Below are 15418 nucleotides of genomic sequence, written 5' to 3'. Positions count from 1 at the left end.
TGATAACCAGAGGCATTGATAAATAGTGTCACTCCACAATAATGAGTGGAGTGACAAATGCTAGGTTATTTCGAGGCTTTTGCCATCAGAAATTCGCGTAATGTAGCGAAATCAGCAGGCAGGAGGTGGGATAACAATTCCATATCTGCTCGTTCTGCTAATTCTTGTGGCAGTGGTAATGATTGGCCGAGTGTCTCTTCGACACTTTCCTTGAATTTTGCCGGATGCGCAGTTCCCAGGAATAAACCATATTCACCATCCTGTAATTGATCACGCAGAACGCGATAAGCAACCGCAGCATGTGGCTCAGAAATATAGCCTTTTGCTGCAAGCTCTCGCATGGTGTCCTGCGTGGTTTTGTCATCGACAACGCCATTGCCCAGTTCGCTGAGTGCCCAGCCTTTACGGTTGAACAGTTCTTCAATGCGTGGCCAGTTATTAGGCTGGCTGACATCCATTGCGTTGGAAAGGGTGGCAACGGTTTGATTAGGCAGCCATTTTCCTTCTGCCAGATAGCGGGGAACGGTGTCGTTAACGTTAGTCGCTGCGATAAAACGCTTCACCGGTAATCCCATTGATTTTGCCAGCAGGCCCGCGGTCAGGTTGCCGAAATTTCCACTTGGAACTGAAATGACCAGTTGGTCACGTTTTCCTGCCGGAATTTGTGCGACGGCTTCAAAGTAATAGCAAATCTGCGCCAAAAGACGGCTGATATTAATCGAGTTTGCAGAGTTGAGATGCAGTGCCTGTTTCAGTTCTTCATCATCAAATGACTGTTTAACCAATGCCTGACAGGCGTCAAAGTCACTTTGAATCGCGACAGTATGGATGTTGCCACCCAATGTGCAGAACAGTTTTTCCTGTAGCGGGCTGATTTTTCCTTCTGGATAGAGGATCACAACCTGCACGTTACTCAGACCATAAAAGGCATGAGCAACCGCTGCCCCGGTATCACCGGAAGTTGCGGTTAGAATAGTGACCGGTTGCTCACCTGCGATCTGAGTCAGGATCTGGGCCATAAAACGTCCGCCAAAGTCTTTAAAAGCCAGTGTCGGGCCGTGATAAAGCTCAAGTGAAGCGATGTCATTTTCGACAGTCGATACAGGGGCAGGGAAAGCAAACGCATTCTTAACACGTTCAGCCAGTTGGTCAGCCGGGATTTCGTCACCAATAAAAGCTGAAAGTATCCGCTGGCTACGGCTGACAAAATCCAGTTTTAATAACTCATCAATTTCGGCACGACTGAATTCCGGTAAATCCTGTGGGAAAAATAACCCCTGCTGTTTTCCTAACCCTTGTTTAACGGCCTGTGAAAAGCTGACCTGCTCGTGACTGTCTTTTAAATTATATAATTTCATTATTATCCTACCTGTTACCCTATCTGTCGTGCGCCTGCGAGATCCAGACGGCAAATATGAACAAAACCTTCATCATTTTGTACGTAATGTTGTTGCAGCCATTGAGCGACTTCTTCAGCTATTGCCATTTCATTGCAAATTGCAAACAGTGTCGGGCCAGAGCCGGAAATACTGCATGCCAGCGCACCCCGTTTTTTTACTCCTTCACGAGCGTTAGCAAAACCGGGTAAAAGCTGTGTACGATAAGGTTCGCCGACAATATCTTTCATTAAGTTGGCGGCTAAACGGGATTGCCCGGTATGGCAGGCATGAATAAATCCGGCAAAATAACGGCCATGATTAATGATATCACTGCGCGAATAGTGGGCAGGCAAAATGGCGCGGGCTTCTGATGTAGAAACTTTGATGCCGGGGTAGGCCATCACCCACAACCAGTCCTCAAAAGCGGGAATGGATTGGCAAACAGCATCTCCCTGCGGCATGACTTCCTGTGCCATAATAAGTTGCAGGCCGCCAAGATAACAGGGAGCGACATTGTCATAGTGTACGCCGCCGGAAATTCGGCCTTCCAGTTCTCCCATCATCTCCAGTAACTGGTCGCGACCAAAAGGATGGCCGGCATATTCATTTAAGGCGACCAGTGCAGCAACAACCGAACAGGCACTGGAACCCAGCCCGGAGCCTATCGGCATATTTTTTTCCAGCGTCATGGCGACGGGCAGTTCTTTACCCAAACGCTGGCAAAAGAGTTGCCAACATTGGTAAACAATATTGTGTTTGGGATTTCCGGGCAGTTTGCTGACAAATTTCCCTTCATTACTTAACGTAAACTTCTCTGCGGCTTTGACTGAAACACAATCGCCAAGCAGTGAGCCATCAACCGGAGAAACTGCTGCACCGAGCACATCAAACCCAACCCCAACGTTTCCGATAGAGGCAGGTGCATAAACCCTGACCATCATTAAACTCCCAATTTCCATGACAAAGTGCGTAATATATCAGCAAAAACACCCGCTGCCGTGACATCATTTCCGGCGCCGTAACCGCGCAGTACCAGCGGGATAGGTTGATAATAACGGGTATAGAAAGCCAGTGCGTTTTCACCATTTTTAACTTTATACAGCGGATCATTACCATCAACAGCAGCGATTTTAACCATACAGCGGCCCTGTTCAATAATACCGACATAGCGCAGCACTTTTCCTTGCTCTGCGGCATCTGCAACCCGGCGGATAAATTCCTGATCCAACTGTGGCAGACGTTGCAGGAAGTCAGTGACATCACCATTGGAATCAAATGAGGCAGGTAAAACCGGCTCGACGTGAATATCCTCCAATTCCAGTTCATAACCGGATTCACGGGCCAGAATTAAGAGCTTACGCGCAACATCCATGCCAGAGAGATCGTCACGCGGATCAGGTTCAGTGAAGCCTTTTTCTTTTGCCAGCAGGGTTGCTTGCGAAAGTGTCATCCCTTCATCCAGCATACCGAAGATATAAGACAGAGAACCTGACAGGATCCCGTTGAACTGAACCAGTTCATCACCGGCATTCAGCAAATTCTGTAGATTTTCGATAACCGGTAAGCCTGCGCCTACGTTGGTGTCATACAGGAATTTACGTTTTGAGTTTTCTGCCGCACGACGGATCTCACGATAGTAGGCCATGGAAAGCGTATTAGCTTTTTTATTCGGCGTAACAACGTTGAAGCCATCACTCAGGAAGCTGGAATACTGCTCAGCGATAGATTGATTAGATGTACAATCAACGATAACCGGATTCAGGAGATGGTACTCTTTTTCGAGCCGGATTAAACGGCTCAGGCTGAAAGGTTCGCTGGCTTCTGACAAAGCCTGCTGCCAGTTATCCAGACTGATGCCCTGCATATCGGTTAACATCGCCCGTGAGTTGGCAATTCCGCATACGCGCAGATCAATGTGTTTTTGCTTCAGCCATGACTGCTGGCGGCGGATTTGTTCGATTAATGCACTGCCGACACCGCCTACGCCGACAACAAAGACTTCAACCACCTGAGCGGTATTGAACAGCATTTGATGACAGAGCCGCACTGCGGTTGTTGCGTTATCATTGTCAATCACTGCGGAGATGGAACGCTCTGATGAGCCTTGCGCGAGAGCAATGATATTGATATTGGCGCGGGTCAGTGCTGAGAAGAAACGGGCAGAGATGCCACGCTGTGTACGCATTCCGTCACCCACGACAGAAATAATGGCGAGATTATCGATAACATCAATAGGATCAAGCGCACCATCTTTTAACTCCAGATAAAACTCTTCGGTCAGCGCTCTCTGTGCTCTGTTCAGCTCTTTTTGCGGTACACAGAAACTGATGCTGTATTCTGATGAAGACTGAGTGATCAGGACAACGGAAATGCCTGAACGGGACATCACAGCAAAGACTCTTGCTGCCATACCTACCATGCCTTTCATGCCGGGACCTGAAACGTTAATCATCGCCATATGATTCAGGTTAGTGATCCCTTTAATAAGCATGCTGTCATCTTTTTGCCCGTTCCCGATAAAGGTACCCGGCGCATCAGGATTGACAGTGTTTTTAATCAGGCAGGGGATCTGGAACTGGGCGATAGGGGCAATAGTCCGGGGATGAAGCACTTTTGCACCGAAATAGGAAAGTTCCATTGCTTCCTGATATGACAGGCTTTTCAACAGACGGGCATCGGCAACAGATCGTGGGTCACAGGTATAAACGCCATCTACGTCAGTCCAGATTTCACAGCAATCGGCGCGTAAACAGGCGGCCAGCACGGCGGCTGAGTAATCAGAACCATTACGTCCGAGAACGACGAGCTCACCATTATCATTACCTGCCGTAAAACCGGCCATCAGAATAATATGGTCAGAAGGTATATTCAGGGCTGCAATACGTTTGGAGGATTCGTGAATATCAACTGTGGATTCGAGGTAATGCCCATGAGCAAGCAGGTTTTTAACCGGATCGATCACAGAAACTTTATGTCCGCGGGCTTGTAGTACGGCAGCCATAATAGCAATGGATAATTTTTCGCCACAGCAAATCAGGGAGGCATTAATGCTATCCGGGCACTGTTTCAACAGAGAAATACCATGCAGTGTTTGTTTCAGGTGCGCAAACTCACGCTCCATGAGCGTTTTCAGGTTTTCATAATCGAAATTTGGCTGATGCTCTTTTAACCCCGACAGTAAATCAGTAAATATTTGGATAGTATCGCTGATGTTGGAAACAATATCCTGCCCTGCAACCGTTTTAGCGACCATTGCCACTAAATGGTTCGTGATTTTTGCGGGGGCAGAAAGGACTAGAGCAACCTGCCCAAGGGGTAGCTCACTTTCAGCGATATCTGCCACACTCAGTACGCGTTGGTAGTTTGCGACTGAAGTGCCTCCAAATTTAAGTACACGCATTGGTATTTCTCTCCTGACTTACTGTTAAAAAAGGGTCAAAAAAAAGCCCGTATCTTGTTGGATACGGGCTTTTTACTATTTTATTTTATGCGTTAGCCCGCACCGTAACCTGTAGTTCCGGTGGTAATCGTGGTGATTGTGTTTGCAGTGATTACTTTTGAGGTAATTGTATTTTTCGGGCTGATGTCTCGCATGGTTTCCTGTCTGTCTTTTTATTCTGTTCGACCCCTATTGGTTAAAGGAAACTGTGGTCGAAGTCAAATAATTTTTACAATTACAGCGGAGAAAAACGCCATTTTATGTGTTGTAATCGTTCAAAGTATCTTTAACTGATTTGGTCATTATCCGGCTTCAAATATTTTTACTAGCATTTAATTTTATAAAAAACATATTTTGTAATTATTTCGTCTTTATGATAAAACACGCTGATTTTAACATTTGAGTGTTGTGTGATCTCTTTAGAGGTTGGAGATAACGACACTTTTAATTAACATAAAATCACCAAAAATATAACAGTATTGTTAATTTAAAATTAACAATTACAAATAATGTTAACGTGCTACAATTGATTTTGATATGTATCAACAAAAGTTGGTTTTTTTAGAGGGCAAATGCATTACTAGCTGTTATATTGCTGTTAATAGACTAATATAGCTCCTGTTCTGATTGGGGTTTTTTAGGTATGTACCCTCAGGGAAAAGTAACAGGTGCTTTTAGCGTAAAACATATCAACAACATTTATTTTTTAGACATGAGCCGCGTTTTCTGTGATTCAGAACGAGAACAGAATATTTTCTATTAATAATAACGGCTTATGTCATATAGGTTCTATTTTTTTAGCGATTTTAGGTAGCAACTATGCAAACCCCGCACATTTTGATTGTTGAAGACGAAATTGTCACACGCAATACCCTGAAAAGCATTTTTGAAGCTGAAGGGTATGTTGTTTATGAAGCCACTGATGGCTCAGAAATGCACAATATTTTGTCAGATAACGATATCAACTTAGTGATTATGGATATCAATCTGCCAGGCAAAAACGGGTTACTTCTTGCCCGTGAATTACGTGAGCAGGCGAATGTTGCCCTGATGTTTTTAACTGGGCGTGATAATGAGGTGGATAAGATACTTGGGCTTGAAATTGGTGCTGATGATTACATCACTAAGCCTTTCAACCCACGGGAGTTAACCATTCGGGCACGTAATCTGCTTTCCCGTACGATGAATCTGAGCCATGTAGGTGAAGAACGTCGTCAGGTTGAAAGCTACAGGTTCAATGGCTGGGAGCTGGATATCAACAGCCGTTCTCTGGTCAGCCCGATGGGAGATCATTATAAACTGCCACGTAGTGAATTCCGTGCGATGCTCCATTTCTGCGAGAATCCGGGGAAAATTCAGACTCGTGCAGAACTGTTGAAAAAAATGACCGGGCGTGAGCTGAAGCCACATGATCGTACTGTCGATGTGACTATCCGCCGGATTCGTAAACATTTTGAATCTACACCGGATACTCCGGAAATCATCGCTACCATTCATGGTGAAGGTTATCGTTTTTGTGGTGATTTAGAAGACTAATCGATACTACACCTGCCACTGATTTATTCTAAAAAATATCGTATTTGTAAAAATACCTTATCTTTTTAAAAGCCCTGAATACCTAATGGCATCAGGGCTTTTAATTTTATTGCTTATATTACCTTACTCTTTCCACGGCATAATCGGTACAGCACTGATGGCATTTTTTGGTGAGCCATCAATAACTTTATCGGAATAAGTTAGGTAGATCAGAGAATTACGTTTTGGATCGAAAAAGCGAACAACCTGAAGCTTTTTAAATACCAGTGATGTTCTTTTCTGGAAAACAACCTGCCCTTTTTTCGGCGATTTAAGGATCTTTTCTGCTACTTCGATCGGGCCAACCTGTTGACAGGAGATTGCGGCATCAGAAGTATCTTCCGCTAATCCCAAGCCTCCTTTGATACCTCCTGTCTTCGCTCTGCTTAAATAGCAGGTCACATTTTTAACATCAGGATCATCAAAAGCTTCAATGACTATTTTGTTATCCGGGCCAAAAAATTTGAACACAGTATCAACAGAACCTATCTCTTCGGCGTGCAGGATCGTTGGAGAACACAGCAGGACAACAGCAATCACTATTTTCTTAATTGTTACCATATTTAGTCCACTTGAATTAAATAAATGCAGTGAAAATATCCAGTATTAGCATATAATGCGAATTAATGATTTTTGTAACGTCATTTGATTAGTTTATGTATCTATAAAGAAAAACATGGCATTATAGCTAAATATACATGCAAAATGAGTAAACAAAAGGGCTTTAAGCTGTCCTTCATGATTTCCATAATTTTCTAAATACTGCGTGAAAATTCTTTCTTTATCGAAAGCCGCTGGAATCGAAGGTCAGATGGTTTTCATCTACTAATATAAACAGGTAGGAGACGATTATCTAATTATTGATCTTTTCATTTGTTGTAAAGGATCCTAAAGCTAAGCTTGCAAATGATCAGATTTACCATTAGTTTATTCCAAGATTTTTCTTGTTTAATTTAGTGTCTGATTTTTATCCGTTGTGATTATGTCATGGTGCTTTGTTTTATCACGCAAGAGAAAATGCCACTTCTTAGGAGTAGCAATAAAGTAACGTTTGTTTGGATAGCCACAATAGGTATTGCTGTCATGACAGGGAAAAGGACTGTGTTGTGAAAACGACGGTATGCCTGATGAAGTGAAAAATCAGGCAGTTAAAATCATCTTAGTGTTTGGAAATGATAGGTACTCATTATTAATTAATCTATATAGCATTTTCATCCTTAAATTTTTTTATAACAGTCAGTTATCTTACAGTTGTATGGTTTTCTTTTTGTCTTGATGAATTAGGGAGATGTATGGATCAAACCAACATCATTCGAGATCTGCTGCATTGGCTGGATAATAATCTGGATCGTCCTCTGTCCCTCGATCATGTTGCAGCAAAAGCAGGTTATTCCAAGTGGCACTTACAGCGCATGTTTAAGGATGTTACAGGACAAGCGATTGGTTCTTATATCCGCGCCAGACGGCTGTCTAAAGCTGCTGTTGCGCTGCGTTTGACTAGTCGTCCCATTCTGGACATTGCTCTGCAATATCGTTTTGATTCTCAACAAACCTTTACCAGAGCATTCAAAAAACAGTTTAATCGGACGCCAGCCTCTTACCGCCGAAGTGAAGAGTGGTGTGCTAGCGGTCTTTGTGCTCCTATTATGTTGGATAACAAACCGTTACCTGAACATAAGTTTGTGATTCTGGAAGATCAGTTGCTGACGGGTATTGAGCACAGCTGTTCTTACACTCTGGAGCAATGGTCAAAAGCCTGTACGGAAATGCGCCACAATTACTGGGTTGCCTATTTGCAACACGCGGAAGTCTTGCCGCCTAAATTGTATGGCTTGCATCACTCCACCGTCAGCGCGGAGCATGAAGATGAGCAGACAGTTTTCTATACCACGGCAATAGAGCCGGAGTATGCGACCTTTGACACCAAGGATAGCCAGCCGGTTGTTTTACCGGGTGGGGAGTACATTTCATTCAGTTATTTTGGTAAAGAAGATCAGCTCGATGAGTTTCTCTCCAATATCTACACTGTCTGTTTACCTCAATTAAATATTACCCGCAGAAAAGGGTATGATGTTGAGCGATACTATCTCACTAATCTTGAAAGGAAAAAATTGCAGGATGAGTCTCAAAGCCACGTTGTGGAATTTGAATATCTCATCCCGATTCAGCGCTAACCTTGCAGCTCATCTAGCGCGGGCATATCCAGATGTGTGATATCGCCCGCTGTTTCAACAATCCAGCCAGGGGCCAGCCATGGGCTATCCTGATAATCGACTCTTGAGATAGAACAGTTTCTCAGCCGTAAGCGTCGCTCGGAATTGGCCGGTAATCCTAAAATTGAACAGACCAGACTGACTAATGCCATCCCGTGGCTTACCAGTAAAGGGCGGCTTCCGGCTGGCAGGTCACGGCAACTTTCCAGTGCGGCACGCATCCGTTCGGATAACTCACTCATGGATTCGCCTTCTGGTATCCGCCCGTTTGGTGTGCCATCAACGAGACTTTTACGCCATGTTTCTTCTTCTTGGGTCAGGGAGTTCAGATCACGGTTTTCAAGAACACCCATGTTTATTTCCCGTAAACGAGGCTCTAATATCACTTCACAACCGCAAGCTTGTGCGATAATTTCTGCGGTTTGGCGTGTGCGACCGAGGTCACTAGTGATAACATGTGTGATGTTCTCTGATTTTACTTTTTGTGCTACCAATAGTGCCTGACGTCGTCCGGTTTCAGTTAATGGGCTGTCAGATTGTCCCTGAATACGACGAGCCAAGTTCCATTCTGTTTCGCCATGACGAACAAGATATACCTGTAACATATTTATTTTCCGTTATACTGCATCATGAAATAGTTCAAAGGATTACTTATTTATTATGTACCATGTTATTGCTGCAACCACTAACCCTGCGAAAATAAAAGCGATTAGCCTTGCATTTGATGATGTTTTTGGAGCAGGAACATATCGTATAGAAGATGTCGATGTAGATAGCAGTGTTCCTCAACAGCCAATTGGTAATACTGAAACTCGTACCGGTGCCCGCCATCGGGTTATGGCTGCTCGTCAGGTTCGGCCGGAAGCCGATTTTTGGGTCGGTGTTGAAGCCGGAATCGAAGATGACATGACATTTGCCTGGATGGTTATTGAATATAAACAAATTCGGGGTGAATCGCGCTCTGCCAGCCTGATGCTGCCTGAAAAGGTACTGGAAGGCATTCGTGAAGGGCGTGAGCTTGGTCACGAAATGGCTTATTTGACCGGTGTTGATAATATCAAACAGAAAGGTGGGGCAATTGGCTTTTTTACCAATGGTATCCTGACTCGCACTAGTGTTTATCATCAGGCATTGATACTGGCTCTCGTTCCTATTCATCATGAAATTTACAAAGATATTGAATAACCAACTTTAATGATCCAGTCACAGAAGGCCATGATGTTATGGCCTCTGTATCTAATAATATAAAAATGCTTTTTTCTAACCGATTATTACCACAATAGATTTACTTCAATAATTGTGTTTCCAGCCATTCTTTGACGTGAGCTGGCGCTGATTTCAGGCTATTTGAACCACGCGTGATTGTTGCAATCCCAACACTAAGTTCGTTTTTCAGCTCGCGCTGGCTCATTTTCCCTCGCATTAATTCTTGAATAATCCGAACTCTGGTTGATAGTGCTGTACGCTCATCGGGTGTCAATAATAACTGCAAAATCTGATGTTGCAAATTTTGTTCGAATGCTGTTTGTAATAATTTTACAAAAGCAAACCAGTCATCACCCTCTTCTGGGGAAAGTGCAGGGTCAATCAAATGATTTTGTGTCATAATTTTTAGCCATACTATTTAACTAGTACAAAATAATACCATAATTGTATCTGAAATTAGTAACGTCTTTGCCATTCTGAGTCGGTTAAGACATTAACTAAATTTCCCATAAAATTATGGTAAAACATGTCATAAGCCAGAACATTTTTGACGTAGGCACGTGTTTCAGCAAATGGAATACTTTCGATGAATGCGATGGCATTGATGTTTCCCGCACTATTGGCCAGCCAGCGTTCAACATTTCTGGGGCCTGCATTATAAGCAGCACTGGCGAGTATGCGGTTATTGCCGAAATTCTGGTACACCGATTCCAGATATGCAGTGCCAATTTTGATATTCATGGTCGGGTTCATCAATTGGTTACTGCTGGCGTAGCCATCAATTTTTTTACTCTTTGCGGTATGTTCCGCTGTTGCTGGCATAAGTTGCATCAATCCGCTTGCCCCTTTTGGTGAGCGAGCCTGTGGATCCCACGCACTTTCCTGTCGTGCAATAGCCATGGCATAACTTTGTGAAATACTTTTATCTGAGGTGAAATGAGCAAATTCATTTTGCCATGCCAGAGGAAAACGCTCTTCAAGATGATCCCACATTTTACCCACAATGGTAGCCTGCACACTGAGGGTAGGCCAGTTCTGTTCAAAAGCATAGCGGGCCAGTTGCTCTTTCTTTGTGCTGTTTTGTGCTGAAACGAGATTTATCCATTCTGAACGAGCCAGATCATCCATATGCCAATACATTAATTCACGTACCCGCTTAATCTGTGGCAATTTCGCAATAGAGGCGTCGGGTCTTTCTGATTTATTGATAACCAGAGGATAGGGCAGATGTAATTTCTGTGCTGCTACCATAGGGTAGAAACCACGCTGTTCCATCAGCTTACGTAGTATTAAGTCTCCTTCTTTTTTCTTTCCTGTATTCAACAAGGTGATGGCGCTCCAGTATTGCCATTCATCTTTTTGCAGGATATTTTTAGGTAAAAGATTTAACCATTCAGCTAACCCTTTTTCATCAGCATTCCTGAGTGCCAGACGGGCACGACGTTCGATTAATGTGCTGGAATGTGATTCACGAATTGCGTTATCCCGCCATTTTTCCTGTTCCGGTGTAATTTCTCCCATTAATTGCCAGGCCACGATATCTTTTAATTTCTGCCTTTCTGTTTCATTCATTTTTTGTGCCCGGGCGATGGAATGAATACTGAGCCGGGCTTTTTCTGTATTTTTATGGGCAAAATGGGAAAATGCATTAGTGACAAAGAAGCGGGTAAAGTTCGTTGGCTTTACTGTTCTGGCAAAATGTTCAACAGATGTGGGATCACTTTGCAGTTTTTGTAAATGAGCCTTTAAGCTATGGTAGTCGAAGGGTAGGCGATTAATAAGATAATTGGCAAGTGTCGTGTTATTCTCGTTTACGGCGAGTTCGATACGTTGCAATATTAAATTTACGGATAAATAGCCGGAACGCTCCCAGACGTCCAGTAAACTATCACAATCATCGGGTAACGAACTCCCTCGTAACCAAATTTCTCTGGCTCCTTCCCACGCCGTCTTGTGCTTTCCGGTTACCCAATTCGCAAAATAGTAATTGCAGCTTGCTGCTACGTTATTTGGTTTATGGGGGCTGAATGCCAGAAGGCTATGCCAGTTTCCGTCACTCGCCAGTAAATTGATATATCGGGATGACAGGGAATTAGCCGGTGGCAGGGTTGGGTGAGTGTCAATAAAATGGCGTACCTGCTGAGGAGATGTCATTTTTAGGTTATGAACTAATTGCCGATACTCAAGGTAAGGATACAGGGGATAATCCTTCAGTGTGGGCATCAACCGTTCAACTTCTTGCATGTTTTTCGCATCCCATGCGAGTTTTATTGCCTGATATCGCTCACGCTGGGCTTCCAGAGAATCAGCCTGTGCTATACCAACAACAGAAGCCAGACTGACAGCCATGATAAAATGCTGCCACTTATTTATAGTCACATACTCCTCCAGAAAATTGACGGCAACGAACAATACATTAATTGTTTTAATTATAATAATATTGAAGTGTTTTATCATACTAATGAATGTAAAAATTAGTGGTTTGATTGCAAGTTTAGGTAAGAAAAAAGATATGACTTAAATATTATTGCCATAATTGGTTATTAATTTATTTGATTCATACAATACGTTAATTATTTCAATCAGATGATAAAATAGAAAAGCTGTATTTCAGCATTCTTAATTCTCAGGGAATTTCAAGAGACATCGCAGCGGCAAGGGAATGGTAAATTCGCCGGAAACGAATTTACTCAGTCAAAGAGCTGATTTCTGCTGAGGGGCAGGAACTTCTCATTAATCTCTGGAAGAATAGATAAACATCTATTGATAAAAACGCAGGCTGGTATGAGTGAGGAAAGCCGGCACGAAACCAACGAAGAGGTAGCCCGGAAGATAAAGATCATTACCTCACCTCCGTTTGATCGTGTGAAAAGAATGCTAAACAGGTAGCAACACGACGGCATTAATTTAGGGTAGAATACGCCATCCTAGCCCCTTAAACGTCAATGAATATTATATATTTCCTTAATTATCAAAAAGGTACATTACTTTGGCTCAATATGTTTATAGTATGCACCGGGTTGGAAAAATTGTTCCCCCGAAAAGGCATATTCTGAAAAATATCTCTCTTAGTTTTTTCCCCGGAGCAAAAATCGGCGTTCTTGGTCTGAATGGTGCCGGTAAATCGACCTTACTGCGTATTATGGCGGGCATTGATAAAGATATTGAGGGAGAAGCTCGCCCACAGCCTGGGATTAAAATCGGCTATTTGCCACAGGAGCCTAAACTTAATCTTGAGCACACTGTTCGCGAAGCGGTAGAAGAAGCCGTTGGCGAAGTTAAGCATGCGCTGACACGTCTTGATGAAGTGTATGCGGCATATGCTGATCCTGATGCAGATTTTGACAAGCTGGCAAAAGAACAGGGTGAGCTGGAAGCGATTATCCAGTCTCATGATGGTCATAATCTGGATAATCAGCTTGAGAGAGCGGCGGATGCTCTGCGTTTACCTGCATGGGATGCTAAAATTGAGCACCTGTCAGGGGGTGAACGTCGCCGTGTTGCAATTTGTCGCCTGCTGCTGGAAAAACCAGACATGCTGCTGCTGGATGAACCAACCAACCACCTTGATGCAGAATCTGTGGCGTGGCTGGAACGCTTCCTGCACGATTATGAAGGCACTGTTGTTGCTATTACCCATGACCGTTACTTCCTCGATAATGTGGCTGGCTGGATTTTGGAACTTGACCGTGGTGAAGGTATTCCGTGGGAAGGTAACTACTCTTCATGGCTGGAGCAAAAAGATGCTCGTCTGGCGCAGGAAGCTGCTTCAGAAGCGGCTCGCCGTAAATCCATTGAGAAAGAACTGGAATGGGTTCGTCAGAATCCAAAAGGGCGTCAGGCTAAAGGTAAGGCACGTTTGGCCCGCTTTGAAGAACTTAATAATGTTGAGTATCAAAAGCGCAATGAAACCAGTGAGTTGTTTATTCCACCAGGCCCACGTCTGGGAGATAAAGTACTGGAAGTCAGCAACCTGACCAAATCTTATGGTGATCGTGTTCTGATCGACGACTTGAGTTTTTCTCTGCCAAAAGGCGCAATTGTCGGGATTATTGGTCCGAATGGTGCCGGTAAATCAACTCTGTTCCGTATGCTGTCAGGTCAGGAACAGCCTGATTCCGGTTCAATCGCGCTGGGTGAAACAGTAACACTAGCCTCTGTTGACCAGTTCCGCGATGCCATGGGTGATAAGAAAACGGTATGGGAAGAAGTTTCCGGTGGGCAGGATATTATGCGCATTGGTAACTTTGAGCTCCCAAGCCGCGCCTATGTTGGCCGCTTTAACTTTAAGGGTGTGGATCAGGGCAAGCGCGTGGGTGAATTATCCGGTGGTGAGCGTGGACGTCTGCATTTGGCAAAACTTCTACAGGTTGGTGGCAACATGTTGCTGCTGGATGAACCAACCAATGATCTGGATATCGAAACACTGCGTGCGCTGGAAAATGCCCTGCTGGAATTCCCGGGCTGTGCGATGGTTATTTCCCATGACCGCTGGTTCCTTGACCGCATTGCAACGCACATTATCGATTATCAGGATGAAGGTAAAGTGACTTTCTTTGAAGGAAACTTTAGCGAATACGAAGATTATAAGAAGCGTACTCTGGGTGCTGAAGCACTGGAACCGCACCGTATTAAGTATAAAAAAATCAGTAAGTAAAACTGATTTCAGTGAAATAGAAAACGGCCTGATATCAGGCCGTTTTTTTAAGGAAATAACAATCAGGATACCATTACTCTTCGTTCCTGAAAGGACTCATATGTCTTAACAATTTTACCGCTTTCCAGAGTAATCATGCTGTCAGCATATTGAATCAGGCGCTTATCCTGAGAGGCGATAACGACGGTGCCTTTCTGCTCATGAGCGATAAATTTAAAGATATCAATAAACATCTTTAATTCCTGATGGTTCAGGTGACGAGTCGGTTCATCAGCAAACAAGTATTCAGGTCTTTTCACGATGGCTTTTGCCATAGCTGCTCGCTGTCTTTCATTTTCAGAAAGCTCACCTGGATAGTAACGGCTCTTATCACCTAATTTCACAATATCTAACGACTTCTGTGCAATTTTTACTGCCAGCTCCCGGGAAAGGGATAATCCGTAAGAATTAGACAATAACAAGTTATCTAACAGCGTAAGTTCACTGGATAAATTAAAACTCTGGAAAATGAACCCACTACTTTGTGAATGAAACTGACCTAACTCGGAATCACTCATTAGTTTTAGCTTGTTATTATTAATGAATACATCTCCTTGATCTGGTTGTAACATACCCGAAGCAATCGATAGCAATGTGCTGTTTGTGGATGCTTTCGGCCCTGTTATCAAAGTAATTTCACCTGGTATAATAGAAAATGTGATGTCTGAAATCATTTCATAATTAACTGTATTACCAGTTAAACCATATGAAATATTGATAACTTCAATCGATTTAAATTGATTTAAGTTCATATTCTCAACACAATTAGGTTAAAAAGTTAAAGCTTTTTCCTTAAATATGTTATCTAAATCTATTTACAGTATTATTAATATCAATAAGACATAATATGAATTTAAATAGTTCATTTGTGAAATATCTCGGTAATAATATACTAAACTTATGTCAATTA

General features: G+C 43.2%; 12 protein-coding genes and 1 other annotated feature. Of the genes, 4 read left to right on the top strand and 8 right to left on the bottom strand.

Annotated elements, in window-relative coordinates:
* Positions 1-65: 65 nt before the first annotated feature.
* From thrC to thrA, 3 genes are read right to left on the bottom strand one after another with little or no spacing between them, the layout of a single operon-like run.
* The gene (thrC, locus tag AACX38_RS14640; protein WP_228864777.1) at positions 66-1358 is read right to left on the bottom strand and encodes a threonine synthase; all 1293 of its coding nucleotides are present in this window, start codon (positions 1356-1358) and stop codon (positions 66-68) included.
* Positions 1359-1372: 14 nt separating this feature from the next.
* Positions 1373-2338, bottom strand: a complete 966-nt coding sequence (gene thrB, locus AACX38_RS14635) for a homoserine kinase (protein ID WP_228864776.1) — start codon at positions 2336-2338, stop codon at positions 1373-1375.
* A complete protein-coding gene (gene thrA, locus AACX38_RS14630; RefSeq protein WP_099120676.1) occupies positions 2320-4779 on the bottom strand; it encodes a bifunctional aspartate kinase/homoserine dehydrogenase I in 2460 nt (819 codons plus the stop codon). The genes thrB and thrA overlap by 19 nt, the downstream gene beginning before the upstream one ends.
* Before the next feature lie 36 nt (positions 4780-4815).
* Positions 4816-4931 (bottom strand) — a sequence feature (Thr leader region).
* Between the two features lie 706 nt (positions 4932-5637).
* Between thrA and arcA the strand changes: the two genes are divergently transcribed.
* Positions 5638-6354, top strand: a complete 717-nt coding sequence (gene arcA / locus AACX38_RS14625; RefSeq protein WP_099120677.1) for a two-component system response regulator ArcA — start codon at positions 5638-5640, stop codon at positions 6352-6354.
* Positions 6355-6477: 123 nt separating this feature from the next.
* On the opposite strand, the gene creA is transcribed toward arcA, so the two are convergent.
* Positions 6478-6954 (bottom strand): protein CreA, encoded by a 477-nt coding sequence (gene creA, locus AACX38_RS14620; RefSeq protein WP_099120678.1) that lies wholly within the window; start codon positions 6952-6954, stop codon positions 6478-6480.
* A gap of 731 nt (positions 6955-7685) precedes the next feature.
* Here creA and robA point away from each other — a divergent pair.
* Positions 7686-8567 carry an MDR efflux pump AcrAB transcriptional activator RobA gene (gene robA, locus AACX38_RS14615; RefSeq protein WP_228864774.1) on the top strand — a complete coding sequence of 294 codons (882 nt, stop codon included), beginning with the start codon at positions 7686-7688 and terminating at the stop codon, positions 8565-8567.
* Here robA and gpmB read toward each other — a convergent pair.
* Positions 8564-9211, bottom strand: coding sequence for a 2,3-diphosphoglycerate-dependent phosphoglycerate mutase GpmB (gpmB, locus tag AACX38_RS14610; protein WP_099108793.1), 648 nt, complete (start codon positions 9209-9211; stop codon positions 8564-8566). The genes robA and gpmB overlap by 4 nt on opposite strands.
* Before the next feature lie 55 nt (positions 9212-9266).
* Here gpmB and yjjX point away from each other — a divergent pair, with 55 nt between their 5' ends.
* Positions 9267-9791: an inosine/xanthosine triphosphatase gene (gene yjjX / locus AACX38_RS14605; RefSeq protein WP_099108792.1), complete on the top strand. Its 525-nt coding sequence runs from the start codon at positions 9267-9269 to the stop codon at positions 9789-9791.
* 100 nt (positions 9792-9891) lie between these two features.
* On the opposite strand, the gene trpR is transcribed toward yjjX, so the two are convergent.
* The gene (gene trpR / locus AACX38_RS14600; protein ID WP_228864771.1) at positions 9892-10212 is read right to left on the bottom strand and encodes a trp operon repressor; all 321 of its coding nucleotides are present in this window, start codon (positions 10210-10212) and stop codon (positions 9892-9894) included.
* Positions 10213-10268: 56 nt separating this feature from the next.
* A complete protein-coding gene (gene sltY, locus AACX38_RS14595) occupies positions 10269-12185 on the bottom strand; it encodes a murein transglycosylase (RefSeq protein ID WP_228864788.1) in 1917 nt (638 codons plus the stop codon).
* Between the two features lie 616 nt (positions 12186-12801).
* Here sltY and ettA point away from each other — a divergent pair.
* Positions 12802-14469 carry an energy-dependent translational throttle protein EttA gene (gene ettA / locus AACX38_RS14590; RefSeq protein WP_228864769.1) on the top strand — a complete coding sequence of 556 codons (1668 nt, stop codon included), beginning with the start codon at positions 12802-12804 and terminating at the stop codon, positions 14467-14469.
* A gap of 62 nt (positions 14470-14531) precedes the next feature.
* On the opposite strand, the gene AACX38_RS14585 is transcribed toward ettA, so the two are convergent.
* Positions 14532-15260, bottom strand: a complete 729-nt coding sequence (locus AACX38_RS14585; RefSeq protein ID WP_099108788.1) for an ATP-binding cassette domain-containing protein — start codon at positions 15258-15260, stop codon at positions 14532-14534.
* Positions 15261-15418 lie beyond the last annotated feature (158 nt).

Source organism: Xenorhabdus sp. PB30.3, assembly GCF_963895965.1.
GTDB classification, from domain to species: Bacteria; Pseudomonadota; Gammaproteobacteria; order Enterobacterales; family Enterobacteriaceae; genus Xenorhabdus; species Xenorhabdus stockiae.
The sequence above is the reverse complement of the archived record's forward strand: the minus strand, read 5'-3'. Positions and strand labels throughout refer to the sequence as shown.